This window comes from Mesobacillus sp. ABV4_180 (genome assembly GCF_056158485.1).
The window spans coordinates 2,737,293-2,759,637 of record NZ_JBSWTJ010000001.1 but is presented as its reverse complement, the minus strand read 5'-3'; the positions used below and the strand labels follow the sequence as shown (position 1 = coordinate 2,759,637).

28 protein-coding genes and 1 riboswitch are annotated in these 22,345 nt (G+C 39.9%); of the genes, 20 read left to right on the top strand and 8 right to left on the bottom strand.

All coding sequences use genetic code 11. From position 1 onward, the window contains the following. Window positions 1-54 precede the first annotated feature (54 nt). Window positions 55-453, bottom strand: coding sequence for a hypothetical protein (locus ACXAEA_RS14110; RefSeq protein WP_475096516.1), 399 nt, complete (start codon window positions 451-453; stop codon window positions 55-57). 802 nt (window positions 454-1,255) lie between these two features. Then, window positions 1,256-2,578, bottom strand: coding sequence for a DUF3238 domain-containing protein (locus ACXAEA_RS14105; protein WP_475096515.1), 1,323 nt, complete (start codon window positions 2,576-2,578; stop codon window positions 1,256-1,258). A gap of 199 nt (window positions 2,579-2,777) precedes the next feature. Between ACXAEA_RS14105 and ACXAEA_RS14100 the strand changes: the two genes are divergently transcribed. From ACXAEA_RS14100 to ACXAEA_RS14075, 6 genes are all read left to right on the top strand, one after another. After that, window positions 2,778-2,960, top strand: coding sequence for a hypothetical protein (locus tag ACXAEA_RS14100; RefSeq protein ID WP_475096514.1), 183 nt, complete (start codon window positions 2,778-2,780; stop codon window positions 2,958-2,960). A 41-nt stretch (window positions 2,961-3,001) separates the two neighbouring features. Next, window positions 3,002-3,931: a DMT family transporter gene (locus ACXAEA_RS14095; protein WP_475096513.1), complete on the top strand. Its 930-nt coding sequence runs from the start codon at window positions 3,002-3,004 to the stop codon at window positions 3,929-3,931. 351 nt (window positions 3,932-4,282) lie between these two features. After that, complete coding sequence (locus ACXAEA_RS14090; RefSeq protein ID WP_475096512.1) at window positions 4,283-4,846, top strand: DUF3267 domain-containing protein; 564 nt, start codon at window positions 4,283-4,285, stop codon at window positions 4,844-4,846. Between the two features lie 108 nt (window positions 4,847-4,954). Beyond that, window positions 4,955-5,749: a phosphotransferase gene (locus ACXAEA_RS14085; protein ID WP_475096511.1), complete on the top strand. Its 795-nt coding sequence runs from the start codon at window positions 4,955-4,957 to the stop codon at window positions 5,747-5,749. A gap of 455 nt (window positions 5,750-6,204) precedes the next feature. Next, window positions 6,205-6,597 (top strand): MarR family winged helix-turn-helix transcriptional regulator, encoded by a 393-nt coding sequence (locus ACXAEA_RS14080; RefSeq protein WP_475096510.1) that lies wholly within the window; start codon window positions 6,205-6,207, stop codon window positions 6,595-6,597. 182 nt (window positions 6,598-6,779) lie between these two features. Further along, window positions 6,780-7,007 carry a hypothetical protein gene (locus ACXAEA_RS14075; RefSeq protein ID WP_475096509.1) on the top strand — a complete coding sequence of 76 codons (228 nt, stop codon included), beginning with the start codon at window positions 6,780-6,782 and terminating at the stop codon, window positions 7,005-7,007. A gap of 29 nt (window positions 7,008-7,036) precedes the next feature. Here the strand turns inward: ACXAEA_RS14075 and ACXAEA_RS14070 are convergent, their stop codons facing one another. Continuing rightward, window positions 7,037-7,558, bottom strand: a complete 522-nt coding sequence (locus ACXAEA_RS14070) for a ferritin-like domain-containing protein (protein ID WP_475096508.1) — start codon at window positions 7,556-7,558, stop codon at window positions 7,037-7,039. A gap of 139 nt (window positions 7,559-7,697) precedes the next feature. On the opposite strand from ACXAEA_RS14070, the gene tatA reads away from it, so the two are divergent. Further along, window positions 7,698-7,892, top strand: coding sequence for a twin-arginine translocase TatA/TatE family subunit (tatA, locus tag ACXAEA_RS14065; protein ID WP_475096507.1), 195 nt, complete (start codon window positions 7,698-7,700; stop codon window positions 7,890-7,892). Window positions 7,893-8,304: 412 nt separating this feature from the next. Here tatA and ACXAEA_RS14060 read toward each other — a convergent pair whose 3' ends face one another. Both ACXAEA_RS14060 and ACXAEA_RS14055 read right to left on the bottom strand, forming a co-directional pair. Further along, window positions 8,305-8,598, bottom strand: coding sequence for a hypothetical protein (locus ACXAEA_RS14060; RefSeq protein WP_475096506.1), 294 nt, complete (start codon window positions 8,596-8,598; stop codon window positions 8,305-8,307). A gap of 1 nt (window position 8,599) precedes the next feature. Next, window positions 8,600-9,886 (bottom strand): TolB family protein, encoded by a 1,287-nt coding sequence (locus ACXAEA_RS14055; RefSeq protein WP_475096505.1) that lies wholly within the window; start codon window positions 9,884-9,886, stop codon window positions 8,600-8,602. A gap of 212 nt (window positions 9,887-10,098) precedes the next feature. Here ACXAEA_RS14055 and ACXAEA_RS14050 point away from each other — a divergent pair, with 212 nt between their 5' ends. From ACXAEA_RS14050 to ACXAEA_RS14010, 9 genes are all read left to right on the top strand, one after another. Beyond that, window positions 10,099-10,353: a hypothetical protein gene (locus ACXAEA_RS14050; protein WP_475096504.1), complete on the top strand. Its 255-nt coding sequence runs from the start codon at window positions 10,099-10,101 to the stop codon at window positions 10,351-10,353. A gap of 142 nt (window positions 10,354-10,495) precedes the next feature. Beyond that, a complete protein-coding gene (locus tag ACXAEA_RS14045; RefSeq protein ID WP_475096503.1) occupies window positions 10,496-10,834 on the top strand; it encodes a PadR family transcriptional regulator in 339 nt (112 codons plus the stop codon). After that, a complete protein-coding gene (locus ACXAEA_RS14040; RefSeq protein ID WP_475096502.1) occupies window positions 10,821-11,681 on the top strand; it encodes a permease prefix domain 1-containing protein in 861 nt (286 codons plus the stop codon). Before ACXAEA_RS14045 ends, ACXAEA_RS14040 begins: the two co-directional genes overlap by 14 nt. Before the next feature lie 18 nt (window positions 11,682-11,699). Next, on the top strand, window positions 11,700-12,113 hold the full coding sequence (locus tag ACXAEA_RS14035) for a hypothetical protein (RefSeq protein ID WP_475096501.1): 414 nt from the start codon (window positions 11,700-11,702) through the stop codon (window positions 12,111-12,113). A gap of 115 nt (window positions 12,114-12,228) precedes the next feature. Further along, window positions 12,229-12,618 (top strand): hypothetical protein, encoded by a 390-nt coding sequence (locus ACXAEA_RS14030; protein WP_475096500.1) that lies wholly within the window; start codon window positions 12,229-12,231, stop codon window positions 12,616-12,618. 22 nt (window positions 12,619-12,640) lie between these two features. Next, entirely contained in the window at window positions 12,641-13,144 is a 504-nt protein-coding gene (locus tag ACXAEA_RS14025) for an N-acetyltransferase family protein (RefSeq protein WP_475096499.1), read from the top strand. A gap of 86 nt (window positions 13,145-13,230) precedes the next feature. Continuing rightward, window positions 13,231-13,416, top strand: coding sequence for a hypothetical protein (locus tag ACXAEA_RS14020; RefSeq protein ID WP_475096498.1), 186 nt, complete (start codon window positions 13,231-13,233; stop codon window positions 13,414-13,416). Window positions 13,417-13,429: 13 nt separating this feature from the next. Next, entirely contained in the window at window positions 13,430-13,678 is a 249-nt protein-coding gene (locus tag ACXAEA_RS14015) for a hypothetical protein (RefSeq protein ID WP_475096497.1), read from the top strand. Window positions 13,679-13,768: 90 nt separating this feature from the next. Next, a complete protein-coding gene (locus tag ACXAEA_RS14010; protein WP_475096496.1) occupies window positions 13,769-14,506 on the top strand; it encodes a phosphatase PAP2 family protein in 738 nt (245 codons plus the stop codon). Here ACXAEA_RS14010 and ACXAEA_RS14005 read toward each other — a convergent pair. The 3 genes from ACXAEA_RS14005 to ACXAEA_RS13995 are packed head-to-tail and all read right to left on the bottom strand — an operon-like array spanning window position 14,501 to window position 16,920. Continuing rightward, window positions 14,501-15,277 (bottom strand): nucleotidyltransferase domain-containing protein, encoded by a 777-nt coding sequence (locus ACXAEA_RS14005; RefSeq protein WP_475096495.1) that lies wholly within the window; start codon window positions 15,275-15,277, stop codon window positions 14,501-14,503. The two genes, ACXAEA_RS14010 and ACXAEA_RS14005, sit on opposite strands and share 6 nt — an antisense overlap. A gap of 14 nt (window positions 15,278-15,291) precedes the next feature. Continuing rightward, complete coding sequence (locus ACXAEA_RS14000) at window positions 15,292-16,143, bottom strand: patatin-like phospholipase family protein (RefSeq protein WP_475096494.1); 852 nt, start codon at window positions 16,141-16,143, stop codon at window positions 15,292-15,294. 30 nt (window positions 16,144-16,173) lie between these two features. Next, window positions 16,174-16,920 (bottom strand): AAA family ATPase, encoded by a 747-nt coding sequence (locus tag ACXAEA_RS13995; protein ID WP_475096493.1) that lies wholly within the window; start codon window positions 16,918-16,920, stop codon window positions 16,174-16,176. 208 nt (window positions 16,921-17,128) lie between these two features. Further along, a riboswitch (cobalamin riboswitch) is annotated at window positions 17,129-17,314 on the top strand. A 144-nt stretch (window positions 17,315-17,458) separates the two neighbouring features. Here ACXAEA_RS13995 and ACXAEA_RS13990 point away from each other — a divergent pair. The 4 genes from ACXAEA_RS13990 to ACXAEA_RS13975 all read left to right on the top strand — a co-directional run bounded on the left by ACXAEA_RS13990 (window position 17,459) and on the right by ACXAEA_RS13975 (window position 22,299). Continuing rightward, window positions 17,459-17,947: an acyl-CoA thioesterase gene (locus ACXAEA_RS13990; RefSeq protein ID WP_475096492.1), complete on the top strand. Its 489-nt coding sequence runs from the start codon at window positions 17,459-17,461 to the stop codon at window positions 17,945-17,947. Next, window positions 17,944-20,154 carry a ribonucleoside-diphosphate reductase subunit alpha gene (locus ACXAEA_RS13985; RefSeq protein ID WP_475096491.1) on the top strand — a complete coding sequence of 737 codons (2,211 nt, stop codon included), beginning with the start codon at window positions 17,944-17,946 and terminating at the stop codon, window positions 20,152-20,154. The genes ACXAEA_RS13990 and ACXAEA_RS13985 overlap by 4 nt, the downstream gene beginning before the upstream one ends. Window positions 20,155-20,172: 18 nt before the next feature. Further along, window positions 20,173-21,210, top strand: a complete 1,038-nt coding sequence (locus ACXAEA_RS13980) for a ribonucleotide-diphosphate reductase subunit beta (RefSeq protein ID WP_475096490.1) — start codon at window positions 20,173-20,175, stop codon at window positions 21,208-21,210. Window positions 21,211-21,528: 318 nt separating this feature from the next. After that, entirely contained in the window at window positions 21,529-22,299 is a 771-nt protein-coding gene (locus ACXAEA_RS13975) for a TerC family protein (RefSeq protein ID WP_475096489.1), read from the top strand. Window positions 22,300-22,345 lie beyond the last annotated feature (46 nt).

The following is a 22,345-nucleotide window of genomic DNA, read 5'->3' as shown; positions in this document are numbered from 1 at the left end:
ATGAATTCAATATGAAATCATCCCCTCAAATAATTTGAAAATGCTTGTACTACATTAATGACTCGCTAAACGTTTTTCAAAATCCGCCTTAAACAACAAAATAGCATCAATATTTACAGCAAAATCGTAGTCGCTGATATTAAAATTAGTTATAAACTGTTCAGATCTCTCACGGACCATAATTGTCGGACGGATTTTGTCTCCAATAGCGTCCTGAGTTACAGCACTTCCATAGAAGTACCAGTTAGTTTCAGTAGGCGCATTTTCTGCATTCATAAATAAGTCATTTTTTATTATTTTGCATAAATTATCCATAAAGTCTTCACTAAGCTTAATGTTTTTTCCATGCTCTCCATCAACAGATATATCAGCATATCCATACCAAATATTCCTGCTTGTTCGCTTTCCGTCACTTGAAGTGTATGTTTCATCAAACAAAATCTTCATTTTCATGACCCTTCCTAATATAAGATTTCTTCACACTATTATACAATACGACCATATTGTGAAGAAATATACTTAAACTATTTGGTGCGTGTGTTAAGTAGATAGTGCTGCTGAAGCACTTTTTGTTTATTCAACTATAGAGGCAGGTTTACTTATATAGGAAGAAAGGGAAAAGTTAGGCTAAATTAATTTGGATGGTGGAAATATGACTCTTAATTGGGGAAGGGTTCTTCTTGTCGTAATGATGCTTATTCAGATTAGCATTCTTATTTATACTGCCTACAAGTACCCCGTGTATAAAGCCGTTTTGTGGTTTGCAGCCATAGTTACTTTTCTAATATACGGAGGGATTATTCTAATGATTATACTTACAAACCTTAATTTACTGTAAATCCTCCTTCAATTTGATGGGTTAATGCGATTATCAAGGTAGAATGACACCATACTTTGTGAAACATTCTACTTAAACATAAGGGTGCTTTAGTTAAAGAAGGACTCGAACATAAAAAAAATCGCTTAATGCTGTTGTTAATCGATATTTTTATTTCCCAAATTATTTCTGTTAGCAAAATTGCCGGTTAAAATGTATCGTAATTTGCACCCTTGTAGAAGTGTCTGTTAGTCTTCAAATTGATATACAAATTCTATAACAAAAAAACAAGATTAATTATTATAAATGCCTGGTATATAAATAAAAATAGACCATCATTTTCAATTACATTTTGATGGTCTATTTGCTTTACATAATTAAATATTGTGACAGGTAACTGAACCCGTTAAAAGCTGACTAGCAGCTTTTCCGTTTTTTTTAGTTTGTAAATGTAGAGTAACGCCAATAATGATTGGCCATTGGGTCTGCCATCATTTCAAGTCCTTTGCTGTAAGCCTGGTGGAGGGCTTGCCAATCATCAGTCCCAGTTTCTTTGAGATAAATCTCATGTTCAGGTGCCTGGTCATGGATTCCTACCAGGTCAAATTCGTTGTCCTTATAAAACGTACCGCAAACGAAATAATCAATCGCCGGGGAAACAACTAATGGGTTGCTGACAGAATGTCTTAAGTGAAATTTAATTCTGTCATCGTCTGTCAGTATTTTTTCCAATTGGATTCCTTCAACTGAGGCATTCGCTGAGTCTATTTCTTCATGTTGTTTGTTGAAAGCTTCTGTTATGCCTGTTTCCTTGCTAAGCAAGGCAGTCGCATCATCCATGTCAATGAATACGTCAGCTCTTGTCCTGTAATGGGATGAATCAGGATCGAAGGAGCGATGATCTCCTTTGAAAAAATGGTCCTCGGAAATAGCATTCGGATTCTTGAGCCATCCTTCCTTTAGGAAAGTTGTATAGCGAAGTTGCCATTGCTTAGGATTTATTTTGTATTCTTCAGGTGATTTTAACAAATTCTGAATAGATCCGACCGACTTGGTAATTGAAAACTCTTCTTTAGCAGCCAGTTCAGTCGAAGAGTCTTTCTTGATCACTCCAACCATATTGGCGACAATTGATTTAATTTCCCATTTCATCTGGTCAGACCGCTGCAATGGCCGCATCGCTTTAATTGTATAAGTATACTCCTCGGATTCACTGATGTCAGAGTCGGTAAAAGTACAACACCTAATCGTATCCAACTTCACTCCATTCCGAATAATGGCATACTCAGAAACACCCTCGATCGGTTCCCATTCAAAACTAATCCGCTCCTTTGCGATGATTGTGGTAATGAGCAAATCCTGAAGAATGTTCTCTTTTTCCTTGAAATCTACTGAAGTCATCGTCTGGACCCGTATTCTTTCTATGACATTGCCCTGGTGATCCAGGTTTTCAATACAATATGTGTAAAATGTGCCTGGAACAAGATCTTGATCTGCAAACTGAGAGGCACGGTCTTCATAAATAAGCTCATTCCCTTTGAAAACTCGATAAAGACTGGCTTGATTTTTCCAGGCTAATGTAATGCTATTTGCATTCTGCTCAACCTTTTCAAGCATGCGGGAGTGAGAGGAAGCAACTGTTTTTCTCCGGCGGTTCAATCTGGCAGCATAAAGTGTCCCGGCAATTCCTAAGGCAGCAAGTGGCAAAATGAATCCTGAACGTCTGTTTTTCGTTGATTTTAACGGAAAAGATGTATTCATGAATCCACCACCTAATGTTTTTTTTATTGCATAACAATTATTTACCCATTGTCACAATCGCTTAAAGAAACCAATGTGCTAAAGTAAGTGGTAAATTAAGGAGAAATGATAATACTAGAATGAAAGAGACGTCTAGGATGGTTTTTGTAATTTTTATGGTAAGATAATATCTGAGTAGATTTAAACGGGGGGACAAACAATGGAAACTAGCAAACACTTATACAAAGAGGGAAACTACCGGTTCTGGCTGGATACAGAGACAGGCTCACTTCGGATTAAGTTTGATGGAAATAAAGAATTATACACGATCCCTAAGAATACAAAGCTGTACGATCGTCTCATGGAGGATTTTTTTAGCAAAGCAGAACAGGAAGAAAAATAATTTAATTTTTACATGATCCTGCAACTATAGGAGCGTTCAACATGTTACGTTTAAAAGGAATCCTTATGATTGTGACAGGGGCCATGCTTTGGGGTATGACGGGATCGATCACTGAATGGGTACTGTCAAACACGGAATTGACTGTGCCATTTATCCTTTCCATTCGGATGATGATCGCTGGAAGCAGCATATTGGCTTTCCTGGCTATGAAAAAAGAAGATATTTTTACGGTAGTGAAGACCCCTTATTGGCGGAATCAGCTGATCGTTTTCAGTATTCTTGGAATGGTGGGCCTGCAATATACCTTTACGATGGCCATTGAAACAAGCAATGCGGTAGTGGCCACACTGCTGCAATTCTCTGCACCGATTTTTGTCGTTCTCTATGTATCTTTTAATCATAAAAAGTGGCCCCCGCGGTACCAGATGTTAGGGATAGCAGGAACATTGGCAGGCCTGTTCCTTTTATTGACGAATGGGTCAATGAGCGGTCTATTGGTTAGTACTGAGGCATTGTTATGGGGAGTGGCTGTTGGACTGACCTTTGCCTTCTATACACTTTACCCGGCACGGTTGATGAAGGAATGGAGTGTATTGGCCATCGTCGGCTGGAGCATGTTATTCGGAGGCATTGTGGTTGGATTGGTTAACCGAGTATGGCTCTCAGGGGAATGGGTTCTTTTGGCTGAGCCAAAAATGATCTTGATCATGGCTATACTGATAATCTTTGGAACATTGGCGTTTCTCTTATTTTTAGGCAGCATGAAATACATCAGTGCTGTTGATACGAGCATTTTATCAAGTGTGGAACCATTAACGGTCATGGTCATTTCAGTGATTTGGTTTGATACCATGCTCCAAAGCATCCAATTGATGGGAGCAATGGTCATGCTCATTTTTGTGACCTGGCTTTCCATTGGCGATCAGAAAGCATCCGTTGAAGCGCAAATGGCTAAGCAAAAAAATATTTAATTGGGCCTCCAATTTGATGAAGTAGATCAGATAACTTGGAAAATAATAATATTAGCATAGAAAATCGAGTATGAAACTGCAGAGGTTTTATACTCGTTTTTATTTTGATTTGTAAGGTTATTCCTGTTTTCATTGTCCAATTAACAAGTAAAATAACTTAAGAATTAAAGTGATTGACAACAGCTTCCAAGATTTTAGGTATGTTTCTGGTTGTTAAGGTACTGAAAAATAAACAAATGAAAAGGAAATTTATGTTAATATGTAATTAAAGAGAAATTGGTCTTGTTCCGTTATTGAGCTTCTTAATGGAACAACTCTTTAAGACCGTATTAATTTAAATGAATGAGGTGAATGCCTATGATCATTTGGTTTAGACACTTACCACAGAAAAGTATGGAATTGTCAGAATGGACTCCATTCCTACAAAATAAATGGTATCGAAAACATTATATGAAGTTTGTATACTTACTTCAGATCATCATTCTTCTGATACCAAATTTCTTTAGTACAGGATTCACTAATGTAAATATATTTTTACTTATGATAATAGGTATCCTTGTCTTCATCATTCACGAATGGCTACACATTTTGATCATAAACAAAAAAGGTGATATTAGCCTAACGTTTAGCGGCATATTTTTTTGGCTAAATACAAATGCAATCCTCACCAAACCTAGATTCTGGGTCTTTATGAGCTTGCCCTTTATTGTATTATCAGTTGTGCCAGCCATTATTTCGTTCAATGTATTAGGAAATATCAAATTAATTCTATTATTTGTAAGTTGGTTCAACACTTTGATTTCTTCCTCAGATATAATTAATTCATTTCTTATTGCAATTAAACCCAAGAATACAGTATTTTGCAGAGGCTATTACCGAGTAAAACAGGATTTAGAGGTAACTCAAATGCGTTAGAACTAAAGTTAGGGCAACTTCAATTGCCTTTTCCTATAATTAAACTAAAGGGAGTTTGTTCTGTTATTTGGCAGGTCTAGATTTCTATTCATGGAGGGGGATTTCCAGATGTCAAATTTCGAAGATGAAGAAATACTGACAGGCGGAAATGTCTCAAATGTATTTCGTTCCGGGGATACCGTTCGACGAGAACTAAAACGAGAGAGTATCAAAGTACATAAATTACTTAAGTATCTTGAAAGCAAAGGGTTCAATTTGGCACCGAAATTTCTAGGTATTGATGAGAAAGGCAGAGAGATATTATCCTTTATTGAAGGAGAAGCTGGTAATTATCCGTTAAAAGAATATATGTGGTCGAACGAGGTACTAATTGAAGTAGCAAAGATGCTCCGTCTTTATCATGATACTGTGAGTGATTTTCCAATTGGGGAATGCTGGCAGCCAATCGATCACACCCCTAAGCCATTTGAGGTGCTGTGTCATAATGATTTTGCCATTTATAACATTATTTTTAATCACAACATGCCAGTAGGTATAATAGATTTTGATGTGGCGGGTCCTGGTCCAAGACTTTGGGACATAGCCTATACGCTTTACACTTGCGTTCCTTTAAGTAGAATTTATCATCTGGAATCAGGTGAGGCAGTTTATTATGATTCGTTAAAACATGCTGACCGAATAAAACAAAGAATTGATTTGTTTTTTAAATCCTACGGTATTGAAGGGATGAAAGTAGGCTATTTAGAGGTGGTTTTACTCCGTTTAGAAGGCTTATGTAAAACCATTAGAAGAAAAGCCGAAGAAGGTGATAATGCATTTCAAAAAATGATAATGGATGGACACATTGAACATTATCAAAATGATGTTAGATTTATTCGTGAAAAAGCAAAGGAATGGGTTTAAGATGTAGTTTATTCAATTGAAAAGATCCTAAAAAGACAAGCTCAGAGTAGTTCATTATGAACTACTCTGAGCTTTTTGTGCTTTTTTTTGATAGCAACTGATGATTCAAATAATAATTTGCGTTTTTCAACAATACTTGACATAAATTTAATCTCTGTCATTTTGGATAGTATCCACATTTTGTTCATCCGAAAAATTATATACTTTAACATTTAAGTAGATCGTTGCAATAAATCCTAATATGAATAATGTGGCTCCAAAAGGGGAGGTTGGAGCAAGGTAATCATAGATTTCCATGGTTGTCACCGTCCTGATCTTTGATTGGTGAAAATATTTCCGAATTTATGATATAAATGCAGATGGTTTAAGAAAATGTATCTTAATACGATATATATTTTATAAAGTAATTATATCGTGTTAAGATATAATTATCAAGAGGCAGGAAAGGAAAATTTATGAAACAGCCCTTATCAAAAGACGTATATGAATCTTTAGCGGAGTTCCGTTATCAATTAAAGAAGTTTCTTCATTTTAGCGATTCTGAGGCAAAAAAGTTTGGGATTACCCCGCAGCAGCATCAGCTATTGTTAGCGATAAAAGGCTATCCCGGAAGAGAATACGCAACACCTAGTGAACTGGGAGAACGTTTGATGATCACCCATCATGCTTGTGTGGGCTTGATTGACCGCTGCGAACAATCAGAACTCGTTTCAAGAAGGAAAAACCCCGAGGACGGCAGAAGCGTCCTCGTTGAGGTAACGGACAAAGGTGCCGAAATCCTGGAAAAGCTTTCGGAAATCCATATGGCGGAAATTACTCGGATTGGGTTTTTGAAGAAGAGTTTGTAATAGATGTCAGTATTCAAGTATTCTTTAGCATGACTCTTATGGCCTTTGCTTACGGAATGGTTAACGAGCCGGATTTTAAATTCACATAATAATATTATGTCTACTTAAACCGTATTCCCCAGGAATAATTCAGGAAGGAATGCTCATCCTATTTATCATATCATTGATAAAGGAAGATGGATTTGAAGGACTATACAATCAACAACATAATCATTGATGAAGAAGCTTATGATGAAGAACATGTTACCGCTGAAATTAGTTATGAAGATAAGAATTATGTCATCACTTTTCAAAAATCGGATCTTGAACTAATGAATGCCTGGGTGATTGAGGATGGGAATTCCCTACCTGCAGATTTACCGGAAAGGCTCCTTGATTCAATACGGCAAGATGTCACAAAGAAAATCTAGTCAATCAGACTAGATTTTCTTTATTAAACCTATTGGCTGCGGCCTAATCCTCTTCGGAATGCCTCAAGGTGGTTTTTGGAAGCATCACCAAGCTGTGTGAATACGATTTTAGCATCGTCGGGCAGGGAAGGGATGTTTTTTAACTTGTCATACATCGCAATATTTTCAATTTCACCGTCGACTCCTTGTTTAAATGCATCTTTTAAAGTTGCTGGTACTGAGATGTACTGCTTTGCTGTGTCTTCTGGAACTTTTACATTATACTTCTGGAATAACGTGAGCAGTGCGCTTATATGGCGCTGTTCTGCAGTCTTGATATTGCTGAAGGGCCGGATGCTTCCAAATTTGCTGATGACTGCATCATAACGGGCCTGTGCGAGATATTCATCCTGGATGGCATAAACCAGGCCTTCTTCCAGAGTAATGGATGAATCCTGAAGGGCTCCTTTTGCTCCGAAATCAGAAGGGACTTCAGGCTGTGCCAGGGCGGTTCCGGAAAATCCAGTGAGCATGATAAATATGGCGATAAATTGTACCCATTTAACTTTCATTGCGAGTCTCCTTTTTGTGTAGATGATTTAGCTTATTTTTTTTCAAAATCGTGAATTTGATACGCTAAAATGGATAAGGGTTCAAATCGTGTCGGTTTTTAGCTATAATGGACGTATCTTTTCATTAGGAGACGATAAAATGCTTTCAAATATAGGTTTTCCAGGACTGATCCTGATTCTGGTGATTGCCCTGATCATCTTTGGGCCAAACAAGCTTCCCGAAATCGGACGAGCAGTGGGCAAGTCGATGAGAGAGTTCAAAAAAGCGACAGAAGGAATCACTGACGATATCAAGAAGGAAATCAAAGACGATCATAAAGATACAAAGAACTAAACCAAACTGCCAAATGATTTTGGCAGTTTTTTTATCCGACAAAACCGAAGCATAAGACCTGTTGATTGTCCGATAGGAGATCCCTAAAGGACAAATCTACGTTGGATAATGAAGAAAATGTCCGATTGGAGGGTTTTAACGGACATATTCTTGAGAGAAGTCGAGAAAATTGTCCGTTAGGAAGGCTCTAACGGACAAACCGAAGTGAGAAAACGAAAAAATTGTCCATTAGACGGTCTCTAACGGACAAAACTGAGCGAGGAAACGAATAAAGTGTCCAATAGGAATGCTCTATAGGACAAACCAGAGCAAGGATACGTAACAAATGTCCAATAGAATTGATCTAACGGACAACCGAGAGTAAGAATACAAAAAATATGTCCAATAGCAGCACGCTATCGGACACAAACAATTAATTTCTAAAATGAATATGAATGGCGGAAAGCAGCAGGATGATGCCATTCAGTATATATAGGCCGGTAAAAATGACAGACAAGATGCCTGCACCCCAGCCTGAGTCACCCCAGGTGACCCCGAGATAAAGGGTGCTGAAGAAAATGACTGGTGTCATCAGGAGGAACAAAACTCCTGCGGCGATTCGCCTTTTTACATTCCGGACGGAGTACTTTATTGCATAATAGTTAGCAGCTCCAAACAGCGACATATTCATTAACAGCGTCAAAATCATCCACAATGGCTCAGACAATTTATTTCACTCCTTTCCTGAAAAACTTCAATCCAAAAGCGAAAAGAAACGATAAAAGAGTACATGCCATCAGTGCTGCTGCAACCATTCCTACAGCAATCCCAGCCCATGGATCATAGGCAGAAGCGACAATAAAGCTTGATGCAAAAGACACAATCGCAATACCAAGGCTGATTAATGAAGGTAAGAACACTTTTCCTGCCCCCTGGAGATAAACAGTGAACAACATTAACAGCAAAGTATATAAAAGTCCGACAGTCCAGCCATTAACAGAGTAATCAATTGCCTTCATCAGTAAGTTACCGGTTTTTAAATCAGGCAAGTCAAGGGTCAGATTCTGGACTTTCCCGCTTTCCACATCAACGCTCAACAGCTTGTATTCTTCAGGTTCCGCTGGCCAATTCACGTTCTCAAGGAAAAGGATTCTTTCCTGCTTGTTGAAAAATACAGGTGACACAACTGCTGTCTTTAAATCGGTCAGCCGCTGGGTGTCTCCACTTGTAAGGTCTTTTAGGAATAATTCATATTTAAAGAGAGAGTCATTCTCTGATTCTTCTGAAACGGCAGTGTATGCAAGGGCGTTCCATTTTGTGGATATGGTAAGGTGAAACATGTCGGATGGCATCTGCTTGCTGAAGTCGGACTGGTTAACTTGTTTTTCTTCGAATTTATATGAATAGATTCCTTCAAAGTCCTGAAACAAAATTTCAGTTCCTCCAGCAGACAAAACGAGACTGTCCATCGAAAAGAAATCATTATCTGTTAACTGATCCAATTCGGTTCCATCCAGATTCACCGAAAATAGATCATAGCCTTCCTGTGTTTCTCCTTCAGATTTCATAAATTCGTCAGCAGGCATGCTGGCGAAGAAAATGGTTTCCCCATCCTCCGAAAAAATGGCTTCAGAGACATGCTGACTGCCATTTGATAGTTTTTCAGGGTTGCTTCCATCTGCGTTTACGGTATAAAGGGATTGAATTTGGTCATTCTGTGATAAGAATAATAGCTTCCTGCCATCAGGTGAAAACTGCGGCTTCCGATGATATACCTTTTTTGGATGGCTAACTTTTTTAACATCCTTGCCATCATTTACAGCGGTATAGATTGCCTCACTTCCATTATTGTAAAAAGAAAAAGCAATACGCTGATCATCTGCAGAAACATCGAGTCCGCTCCCGAGACCGGTATGATGTTTGTAAGCGTCTCGATCAGCAATAAACATATAACTGACACTTGCCACCAGCAAAATAGTGACAATCCCAATCAGTAAACGGAGTTTCGTTTTCATTCTTTGTATATCCCCCTCTGGATACGCAATTTTTCTATTTAATCATCATACATACAAATATAGTGTAAATTTACACCAAATAAAAGGTTTTTTTAGGAAAAAATAAATATTTTTTCTAAGGTTCTATTTTGTCTAAAAGTGTTCAGGGATAGGACAAATTACTACATGGTAAAATATAGAGGAGGGATACCTTCATTGCAGGGGGTGTAGAGATGAGTCCAAAATCAAGCCTGACAGGTCCATCCGGAAAACGGCAGCCTTCAAAAAGAACAATCACTGCTAGGAATGAAATGAGATTTTCTCACTTGTATCATGAGTATGAAGAAGATGACCATGACTGGTCCAAGGAAAAGAAACACAAGGTTATTTCTCGTCCAAAGCCAACACGCATTCAACCTTGTAAGAACAGCAAGTCAAGTCGAAAACGAATGCTGGCTCAAAGAACGAACCTGGAGAATTATTTTTAAAAAAATTTTTTAAGCGATTCCTTTCGAGGGATCGCTTTTTTATTAAATTGGAAACATTATCTAATTTCTTCTTGCTTTTTCCAGCTATATAGTGATACGATATACACTAAGTAGTATTCCTATATAGAGGAGGTTGAATTAGTTGAGTAAATCTGAGCTTTTAAAGGGGAGCACAAGCATGATCCTGCTATCGCTGCTTTCTGAAAAAGAAATGTATGGATATGAAATCACCGAGAAAGTCCAGGAGATGAGTGAAGGCTACTTAAGTTATAAAGAAGGAACATTATACCCAGCCTTAAAACGCCTGGAGTTATCCGGTTTGGTGGAGAGTTACTGGGTCAATTCTCAGGATGGTCCTCGCCGCAAATATTACCGGATCACAAAGACTGGTAAAAAAGCGTTGTCGGACCAAAAACGTGAGTGGAATATATTTAAGAATGTCGTACATCGAATTGTGGGTGATGGAATTGTTAAAGCATGAACGAATTAAACCATTCGATGACTATATCAATAGACTTGTACATAATTTAGAGCTTGATGATAACGAAAAAAGTGAACTGGAGGAAGAGTGGAAACAGCATTTATATGACCATTTCGCAGCGCTCCGGAAGCAGTACATTGAGAGGGAGAAGGCAATCCAAATCGTAATCGAACAATTTGGGGATATTCAAATGCTTCAGACAGAAGTGAATGATACTTATCCAAACTCAATAAAGAATCATGTCCAGAAAGAAGTAATCATTGCCATATTATGCGTCATTGCAAGTCTCATAGGACCATTCATATTAATTGGAGCACATTATCAAGCTTATTTTATATTGGCGTCATTGCAATCATTGATCTTTGCCTATGTGATACACCGCTTTATCATCAAACGTCAAAACGATTGGAAATTATCATTGATCGGATTCATCGTAATTTATATCGTCTTCTTACAACTACTTCCTCAGATATACGGAACTTCTTTGTCATTTCAACTTTATTTTTCTCAGCTTTTCTCTTTAGACTGGAATCGCCTTACCGGTTTTAACGGACTTTTCGAGTTTGTCACTATCCAAATGATGTGGTACGTGATCGTGGCTTTTCAATTTATGACCATAGACAATTACATTCCTGTTTGGAAACGAATCTTAAATGCCAGCTTTCAATTTTGGGCTATGGTGCTCATTGGATTATTCCTGGCGAGATATCAATCCAGTGCTGAATCGTCAGTGATTTTATTGAATGTATTCCTTTTATATTCATTTTTGCAGCAAACGATCTCAATTAAAAGGATTACGATTTTTAGAGAAAAAGTGTCACGGATGCTTTTTCGGCAAACTCTTTAATCATTTTTGGAGGTTAAGATGAAGGAGCTTAAAAAAGGGATCATACCATTTTTATTGGTTATTGCCGTTGCTTTCGTGTTGATGGATTTTGGAGATGGGGAACTCGATTATAGCCTAGCAAACTATGACAGTCTTCCAAAATCTCAGCAAGATATGATCAAGGAAATTGGACCTGGCGGGACAGGATTATTTGAATATGATGGCACTTCTTACGCTTTTATTGCAACAGAGCCCGAGGAGGCGGTTGAAATACTCTTCGTGGGAAAAGCGGAAGATGGAATTGGCAAAGAAGTGCGATACAGAGTAATTAAAAACGAAGAAAGTGCTCAATCTGAAATAATTGAAGGGAATATGGGGAGATTTGCGCTCCACCTGCTTAGGCTCGAAAAAGTTGTCTCAACACCATTCGGGTTCAATAATATCGATCTTTAAAATAGGCTGCCGTTCTTGGCGGCTCTTTTCTTAAGGCTATTTTTGTTCGCATTAAGATTGGGAACTAGCATAACGAATTATACGTCATATTAGTAAAAGAATAGAAGAGGTAGTTATGAAAAAGATCATCTGGTTATTGATGTTATTAATGGGTTTAGGAATGTTAACTAAAATCTTAATTGAACCAGCAGGGTTTAACATTACGATAAAAAATGAGACAGGTATGGAAATTTCAGGTTTGTATCTGACATACAATGAGATTAGAAAAGATATTGAAATACCTGCAATCCTTCCAGGGAAGAAAAATAAAATTGAAGTCAGACCACAGGAAGAGTTCGGTGAGAATTCTATGACCATGTACTATTTTGATGCAGATGGCGTCAGGCAAGAAGAAACGGTCATTGGTTACTTTGAGAAGGGTTACTATGGAGAGGTAATGATTACATTAAAGTCAGTCAATCAGCAAGGTGTCATTGAAATGGAAATGAAAGAGGATATACTCTAATAAAAATTTTAGCGGGTGTACGATGAACGAGTCAATTTTGCTGGATAAAATGTGTGTTGAGGATTGGGAAGAAGTTCGGGAAATTTATTTGGAAGGTATTGCAACTGGTCATGCAACGTTCCAAAAAGAAGCTCCCTCATGGGCAGATTGGGATCGCAGCCATACTTCAGAATGCAGATTTGTGGCAAGGTTGAATGATCAAGCTGTCGGCTGGGCTGCATTAAGTCCGGTATCGAGCCGTCCGGTTTATGCTGGAGTAGCTGAAGTCAGTATCTATATCAGCCAAAAGGTTGCGGGGAAAGGGGTCGGCAGCAAGCTGCTGAACTTCCTGGTCAAGGAGAGTGAACAGCATGGATTCTGGACCTTGCAGGCATCGATATTCCCAGAGAACAGCTCAAGTCTAAAAATTCATTTAAAAAATGGTTTCCGGGAAGTTGGCAGACGGGAGCGTATTGGCCAGATGGATGGAGTGTGGCGAGATACAGTTTTGTTGGAAAGAAGAAGCAATGCGGTTGGAATGAACTAAAGATGGTTATATTTCGCTTGGGAACATGAAACTTTTTCCATTCTCACTCGTAAAAAAATTAACACTTTACGATAAGGAGATTTGATATGGCTGAGCAAAAATGCACGAAATGTGACGGAAATGAGTTTGCAGAAGGAACGGATTTTAACGCGATCAGACCTCTTGATAAAAAGATGTCAATGGGATCGAATAAAATATACACTTTTTGTTTGAGATGCGGTGAAGTTCTATCGATTCGCGTGGAGAATCCGGGGAAATTCCGGAGATCGTGAAAAGGGGAATCCTATGGATTTATTAGCTATTATTTCATTTGCTTTTATCAGTTCACTTGCGGTATGGATTATAAATACTAGAAACAAAAGGACTATGCGCCAAAACACCGTCGCAGTGATCATGCTGGCAACTTCGTCTGTGGCAGCTGGATGGAGTTTGAAATCCATGTACGCACTTGGGTTTTATGGTTTGCATCTAGTTTTGTTGATCATCGCTCTTACATTTGCTATAAAAATGTCTGCTGAACAGAAGAGAAGCTGAACCTCATCACAGGTTCAGCTTTTTTTAGTTTATTGCCAGTTTGCGAGGGTATAGGCTATTGATGCAGAGATTAGAAATGAGTGAAATGATGTGAACTTGAACAAGGAAAATATGAAAGTTATTTTGCCGGTCGTTCTAATCGGTTCAGGTGTTGGTCTTTCGGTTTTGTTTATTTACTTATTCGCTGAAATTGCGGAAGACATGCTGGAAAAAGAAATAGAAGTTTTTGATTCAGCAGTGATTGGATTCTTTGATCGAATTCAAAATGAGTCATTGAGTCAGTTTTTATTTTTTATGACAGAGCTGGGTTCGTTATGGTTCTTATCTTTGTTTTCGATTGCCGTAATCATGACCCTTTGGCTGAAAAAACGAGACAAATGGGGAATCCTATTTTTCATCATGGGCATTGGTGGTGGAGGACTGCTGACGAAGGTCCTGAAATTTTATTATGAAAGAAGCCGCCCTTCGATTAATGAGGAAATCGATGCTATTGGGTATAGTTTTCCCAGTGGACATTCTATGGGTTCGTTTGTTTTTTATGGATTCATCGCTTACTTCATAATCCGCTCGAAGAAGAGCAGGGCGATAAAATGGATTGTCACACTCACAGCTGGTATGTTCATTGTTTTAATTGGGACAAGCCGAATTTATCTGGCTGCCCATTACCCAAGCGATGTCATTGCAGGACATCTGGCTGGAGCAATCTGGCTGATTCTGTGTATCCTGGCATTGGAATGGGTGCAATGGCGTAATCATACTTCAATCAGGCCGATGAAATCGGTCAGGAAATTCCTTTCGCAAATGTTTAAAAGGCTGAACCAATTATAAACGGTTCAGCCTTTTTTCTGTAATCATAACATCCCATAGTGGTTTAATTTTCGCAGGAACAGGAATTTCTGAAAATAACCAGTCTGATTCACAGTTAAGAAGGTCATAAATTAGAATCACAGCCTTGCGATGCTTTACCGGAGTAATATTTTCATAGATTTGACGAATCTCATCCACCAGCTCTCGAGGCAGAGCTGTTTCGATTGTTTTCAACCCCAGCTGAGCTCTTTCTGGATTATAGCGATGAAGCAATATTTTTGATACATGTGACATGACATTGTGCAGCATATTCACGGACCAAAGATCATTCCCGCGCGCGTTTGAATTCATGTATTGAAAAAGGAACCATACGGTGTCATCAACACAATCCTGAAATTCAGCTGAAGACAATCTCAGGTTTTGCGATGTTTTGTATTTTTCGAGCCGTTGGTCCGGATCGTAGATGACCTTGAAAAAGTCCTTTTCGATGAAGGTTTGCTCGGTTACGGTGAACAAGTCGACATGAAGCATATTTTCATAGACTGCGAGAATCTGCGGTGCCACGATAAAGATATCATCATGAAAGAGTAATTGGCCATAAGACTCTAAATGGTGAATTTTACTTTTAAGAAAATCCTCCAGATCGGCTTCATCGACCAGGCAATAAAGATCCAGGTCAGAATGTTCGTCATGTTCGCCGCGTCCCACTGACCCTTTTACAAAAATCGCCTTGACTCTGTGGTCCTTTTTGAGGCTGTTTGCAATCGTTTCTAAAGCATCATCCAAAACCATGCTGATTCCCTCCGTCATTTTTTCAGCCAATCGTCCATTTGATGAAAACTCTGCTTCGCATCCTCATACCCGAGATCATACATTTGAGTCAGTTTTACCGAGTTGCGCTCGACGCGGCCGACTTTCAAATTTTGCGTAGGGCGAATGACGAATACTTCCTGTTTTGCTTCAAGCTCTTCTATGTAATCAAGCGTCTCATTATACGATTTATAACGGGTTTCAAGGGCGTTATTGAGCCCGTGGTACTCTTTATAAACATATCGTGGAAGCCAGGAGAAAGAAGATTTCTTCTTTCTGTATCCCTTTGGTTTTGTCAGGATGATAACGTTTTTCAGCACCCCGTCAGTTTGGGATTTTCTGATCGGGATCGGGTCGGCAATCCCGCCGTCCATTAGCGTTCTGCCCTGGAACTCGATTGCTGGCGCCATGAAAGGAAGTGTGCTGGATGCCCTGATGATTTTTAAGAAATCGTCCGGCACATCATTCTTGTTAAAATAAACCGGTTCACCCGTCTTGCAGTCCGTTGTGCCGACGAGGAAGGTCTCAGCAGCAGAGTTGAACGTATCAAAATCGAATGGGACCAGCTCATTCGGGAGTTTATCAAAAATGAAATCCATGCCAAATAGTTCTTTCTTTACAAGCAGATTCCGATAAGAAATATAGTCCTGGTGACTTACATAATCAATCGTTACCTGCCTGTTGCGTCCCGGCTGCCTGGCAACATAGGATGAGCCCTGGCACGCCCCTGCAGAGACACCGATGACATAAGGAAAATACAAGTCATTCTCCATGAAATACTCCAATACTCCTGCGGTGTAGACACCTCTCATGCCACCACCTTCAAGGATAAGTCCGCTGCTGTACATTTTGCTTCCCCCTAGATTATCTATAAAATATCAATCACTTAATAAATGATGGATCATCCGCGAACGGTCATCGAAGAACTGTTTCATGATTTGATAATGATTTGTTTCTTCCAGTTTCCGTTGTTCAATCCCAGTTTCACTGAATTCATAAATCGCTGCATCAGGATAGGCCATAATGATTGGTGAGTGGGTGGCAATGATGAGTTGTGAATTTTCTTTCACCAAATCATGGATTCTAGTCAGCATTGACATTTGCCGCAATGGGGAGAGGGCAGCTTCCGGTTCATCCAGTATGTAGATGCCGTTCCCGCGAAAGCGATGAATGAAGGTCGAAAAGAATGCCTCGCCATGGGATTGTGCGTGAAGAGATTTGCCGCCAAAGGAATCGATAATTTTCGGACCGCCTAATCCCTGGTCCATTTCTTCAATATTGGAAGCCACATTATAAAAGCTTTCAGCGCGCAGAAAAAACCCGTCCTTAGGTTTTTCAACTCCCTTCACAACTCTCAAATAGTTCCCCAAATCCGAATGAGAGTCGAAGGTTGAAAAGTTGAAGTTAAAGGAGCCTCCTTCGGGATTGAAACCGAGAGCGGTTGCAACAGCTTCAAGCAGCGTTGACTTCCCCATGCCATTTTCACCGATGAAGAATGTAACCTTTGGGTGCAATTCAAGCTCGTCCAAAGCTTTAAAGCTTGGAAGGTTAAATGGATATTGACGAAACGAAGGTACTAATTCTTTTTTTAGACTCACTCTTCTGACATACTGCCAATTCATCATAATCTTACCTGCCATACTTAGGATTTTTCTTATTGTATCATTTTGGAAGAATTTTTGTACTGAAGTGCCTCATTGATGATTACAAAGCCACTGCATTTTGTTTCTATCATTCTTTTAAATAATGGTTGAAATTCCCGTAGCAATGATTTATTATCTAGAAATATAACACGATATATTGTGTTTATGTCAATAATGAAAACTATATATTGAATATACCAGTAAAAATGGTGTCTGAAAAAGACTTAATAGGGAATCTGGTGAAAGTCCAGAACTGTTCCCGCAACTGTAAGTGCAGACGAAATAAGGATAGACCACTGTCTGAAAAAATAGATGGGAAGGCCTTAAAGTAGAGTGATGCACAAGTCAGGAGACCTGCCATTTTTATTCGTGTTATCTTCTTCGGGAATTGGGAAGGTATTACGTGGATCCAGTGGCAGACTCATCTTGTCTTTCAGCAGATCAACGTGACTTAAACCCATCCTTCGAGATGGGTTTTTCTTATTTTCCAGGAGTATTTTTGCTAAAAGGAGCCTGAAAAATGAACGCAATATCATCCAATGTGTCGAGAACAATCCAAACCCGCCTGGTGCTGCCGCCTGATACCAATCACCTTGGCACCATCTTTGGCGGCACCGTCCTGTCCTATATTGATGAAATCGCCGCAATTACTGCAATGAAGCATAGCAGAATGGCAGTTGTTACAGCCTCGATCGATTCCGTGAACTTCCTTTCGTCGGCCGAAGTGGGAGACATCCTGACTCTAGAGGCTGTCGTCGTCTCTACTGGAAGGACGTCTATGGAGGTTTTCGTAAAAGTAGAAAGTGAAAACCTGCAGACCAACACGAAAACGCTCACTACGACTTCGATTCTTACCATGGTCGCAAAAGACATAAGTGGCCGGCCTGCAGCTGTCGCAGGAGTCATCCCAGAAACAGAGGAAGAGAAGGAACTATTGAAAACAGCTGATGAAAGAAGAAGAAGACGGATGGAAATGAGAAATAATTCAAATGGAGGATCTCACCTATGAGCATACAGCTGCAAAACAAGGTCATTGACGAAATGGAAGCTAAATTTCCTGATTTGGATTTTAAAAGCTATAAAGAGAAGGTTTTTAAAGCACTTGAATTAAAACATATGTCTGAGGAACAGCTGGAAAATATGCTGATTTTGATGGCTGTGGAGAGGATTGCGCGTGATGAGCCGGACTGGACATACGTGGCAGCACAGATTTACTTGAAAAAATTGTACAGGCTTGGTGGAGGCTTTCGCCAGTCAGCTGGATACAGTTCTTTTTACAATTTGATCGAAAAATTAACAACTATAGGTATTTATGAAGAGCGGTTACTGATGGAATACACGAGGGAGGAAATACATCGGTTTGAAAAAATGATCGACCCTTCCAGGGATGAGTTGTTTACATATATCGGTCTTGTAACGATGGCCGAAAGGTATTTGGCGAAGACACAGGCCGGAGCGGTTGCCGAACTGCCGCAGGAGCGCTTCATGATCATTGCGATGACATTGATGGTGAATGAGCCAAAGGAAGTTCGAAGCGAGCTGATTGAGGAAGCTTACTGGGCCCTTTCCAATTTATATATGATTGTTGCAACGCCGACATTATCGAACGCTGGAAAGAGCTACGGCCAGTTGTCCAGCTGCTTTATCGATACGGTTGATGATGATCTGCGGAGCATTTACGACTCGAATACCGATATCTCGACTTTGAGTAAAAATGGCGGCGGAATTGGCGTTTACCTGGGAAAAATCAGGAGCCGGGGAAGTGATATCAAAGGTTTTAAAGGTATCAGCTCTGGAGTGATTCCCTGGATGAAGCAGCTGAATAATACAGCCGTTTCTGTCGATCAACTGGGCCAGCGGCAAGGGGCGATTGCCGTTTACCTCGATGTTTGGCACAAGGACATTTCCCCGTTCCTGGATGCAAAATTGAACAATGGAGATGAGCGCCAAAGAACACATGATTTGTTCACAGGCATCTGTATCCCGGATTTATTTATGGAACAGGTAGAGAAACGGAGGGACTGGTATCTCTTCGACCCGCATGAAGTAAGAAGGGTGATGGGTTTTTCTCTCGAGGACTATTTTGATGAAGTCCAGGGGGAGGGCTCTTTTCGGGAAAAATATTGGGCATGTGTGAACAGTCCTGAATTATCCCGCGAAGTCGTGCCGGCAATCGAAATATTCAAATCGATCATGGTCTCTCAGCTTGAGACAGGCACACCATACATGTTTTACCGTGATACCGTGAACCGGTACAATGCCAATCACCATAAAGGAATGATATACTGCAGCAATCTTTGTACAGAAATTGCCCAGAATATGAGCCCGACGGTTGTTGAAGAGGAAAAGATCGATGACGGAAAGATCATCATCAGTAAAAAGCCAGGCGATTTCGTTGTCTGCAATCTATCCTCCATCTCACTGGCAAAAAGTGTGATGGACGAAGTTCTGGAAAGAGTCGTCAAGATCCAGGTCAGAATGCTTGATAACGTGATTAATATGAATCAGATTCCTGTTCTGCAAGCTCAGATCACAAACAGGAACTACCGAGGCATAGGGCTTGGAACCTTTGGCTGGCATCACCTTTTGGCGTTAAAAGGAGTGAAGTGGGAAAGTGAGGAAGCTGTTGACTACTGCGACACCTTATATGAAGAAATTGCCTATTTGACAATCAAGGCAAGCTGCGAACTGGCGAAAGAGAAAGGGTCTTATCAGTATTTTGATGGCTCGGATTGGTCAACTGGGGATTATTTTGCCAAGAGGGATTATTTGTCTGGAAAGTGGTCGGCTTTACGTGAGGAAGTCAAGCGAAATGGCATCAGGAATGGTTATTTAATGGCGGTTGCACCAAACTCGTCTACGTCCATTCTTGCCGGTTCCACTGCAAGCATTGACCCGATTTTCAGGCTCGAGTATTCCGAGGAGAAAAAAGATTACCGGATTCCAGTCACCGCACCTGATTTGAGTCCCAACACGACCTGGTTTTACAAAACAGCCTATAATCTTGACCAGCATTGGAGCATCAAACAGAATGCCAGTAGGCAAAGGCATATTGACCAGTCCATCTCCTTTAATTTTTATGTGAAAAATAATATCAAGGCAAAAGCATTATTGGATCTTCATCTCGACGCGTGGAAATCCGGTCTGAAAACCACCTATTATATTAGGTCAACATCCAGCATGGAGATTGACGAGTGTGAAAGCTGCCATAGTTAAGGAGAAAGGATGAGGAAAATGAATCAATTGATAAAAAGGCCAATTGTCGATGTGACTGCACCGAATGCGTCGACTGGAATCATCAATGGGCAGAGCTCCAATATCTTAAACTGGGATGATGTCCGCTATCCCTGGGCTTATCCAAAATATAAGCGAATGCTGGGGAATTTCTGGACGCCATTTGAAATTAATATGTCCAAGGATATCAAGCAATTCCCGATGCTGACAGAAAATGAAAAGGATGCTTTCTTGAAAATTATCGGCTTGTTGGCGCTGCTCGATAGCATTCAAACGGATTATGCCGGAAAAGTTGCTGACTATTTGACCGATTCAAGCCTGAATGCGTTGATGATCATTCTGGCGCAGCAGGAGGTCGTCCACAACCACTCGTATAGTTATGTTCTCTCGAGCATTGTCCCTAAGGCAAAACAGGATGAGGTGTTCGATTATTGGAGAACCGAGCCAATCCTCCGGAAGAGGAATGACTTCATAACAGACGGATATAAAGGATTTGCCGAGAATCCAAATATCGAAAACCTGCTGCATTCCATTGTGTATGATGTCATTCTTGAAGGATTATTTTTTTACTCCGGTTTCGCGTTTTTCTATAATCTCGCCCGCAATCAAAAAATGGTCGGCACAAGCACGATGATCAATTACATCAATCGGGATGAACAGCTGCATGTTGGGCTATTTGAAAAAATATACAAAGAGATCATTACCGAAAACCGTGCATATGATACAGCAGAATTAAAAGCATTTGGTACAGAGAAATTTAGAGAGGCAGCCCAGCTGGAAATAGAGTGGGCTGGATTTATCATCGGAAATCAAGTGGAAGGATTGCTGATGTCGGATCTCGAAGCGTATATTAAGTTCATGGCGAATAAAAGAGCAGAACAATTAGGCTTTGCTGCACCATTTGAAGGACACAGGACGAATCCGCTCCGATGGATCATTGCCTATCAGGAAGTGGATCTCGGCAAGACAGATTTCTTCGAGCAAAAATCAAGGCAATACACAAAAACATCTGATGCGAACGGATTTGATGAATTATAGTGACAATGTAAAACATTAGACAATAAAGAAGAGTTGTAAAAAAGTGCATTGATCCATTAGGGAAAAAATGCACTTTTTTGTTGTGTTTTACCAAGTAAACAGGGTAGTATATTAAAGCAGAAGAAGTTTATCCGCAGACACTTTATAAGGTATGTTGATGAAAATGCTTTGTGAAAATACCATATTCTTAGGAAAAAGGGTGGTGTAGAGGGAAAAAATGTATCGATAGTATAGACCGCATTCATGATGGGTTATTTGGAGATTCTATTGGTAACCAACCTTTACATAACATTATGGTTTTAGAAAGGAGAGAGGCGAATGGAGTCAATTTGGCTAGAGTATGCCTGGGCATTATTAATCTTAATTGGATTAGAAGGCTTATTATCAGCAGACAATGCCCTCGTACTTGCGGTAATTGCGAAGCATTTACCTGATGATCAGAAGAAAAAAGCAATCAATTATGGAATTATCATGGCGTTTGTTTTCAGATTTGGTGCACTTTTTGCGATTTCGTTCATTGCAAACGTATGGCAGGTTCAGGCGATTGGTGCAGCGTATCTTCTCTATCTTGGCTTAAAGCATGTGATTCAGGCCAAGTTCGGGAAAGAGAATGAGAATATACATAAGGATGTTGAAGAGGAGTCAAAAGGGAAATCTTTTTGGCCTACAGTTGGAAAGATTGCGTTAGCAGACCTTGCATTTGCGATCGACTCAATCCTTGCAGCCGTTGCGCTTGCTCTTGGTCTTCCGGATTCACCGCTGGATGACTTTGGCGGTATGGATGGCGGACAATTTATTGTGGTCGTACTTGGTGGAGTTGCTGGATTGATTTTAATAAAATTTGCAGCAACATGGTTTGTTCAGCTACTTCAAAAGAGGCCATCATTGGAATTAACAGCCTATGCCATCGTCGCATGGGTCGGAGTCAAACTGGCAGTCATCACACTTGCACACCATGATATTGGAGTCCTCGACCATGACTTCCCGCATAGCACCGGATGGACAGTGGTTTTCTATGGAGTTTTAGTCGCGATCGCCTTGTTGGGCTGGTTTGCACCAGACAAAAAGAAATTATCTGAAAATCGATAAACACAGGGACGGTTCTTTTGTTTCTTTCGGTTAGCTCCAAAGAAGC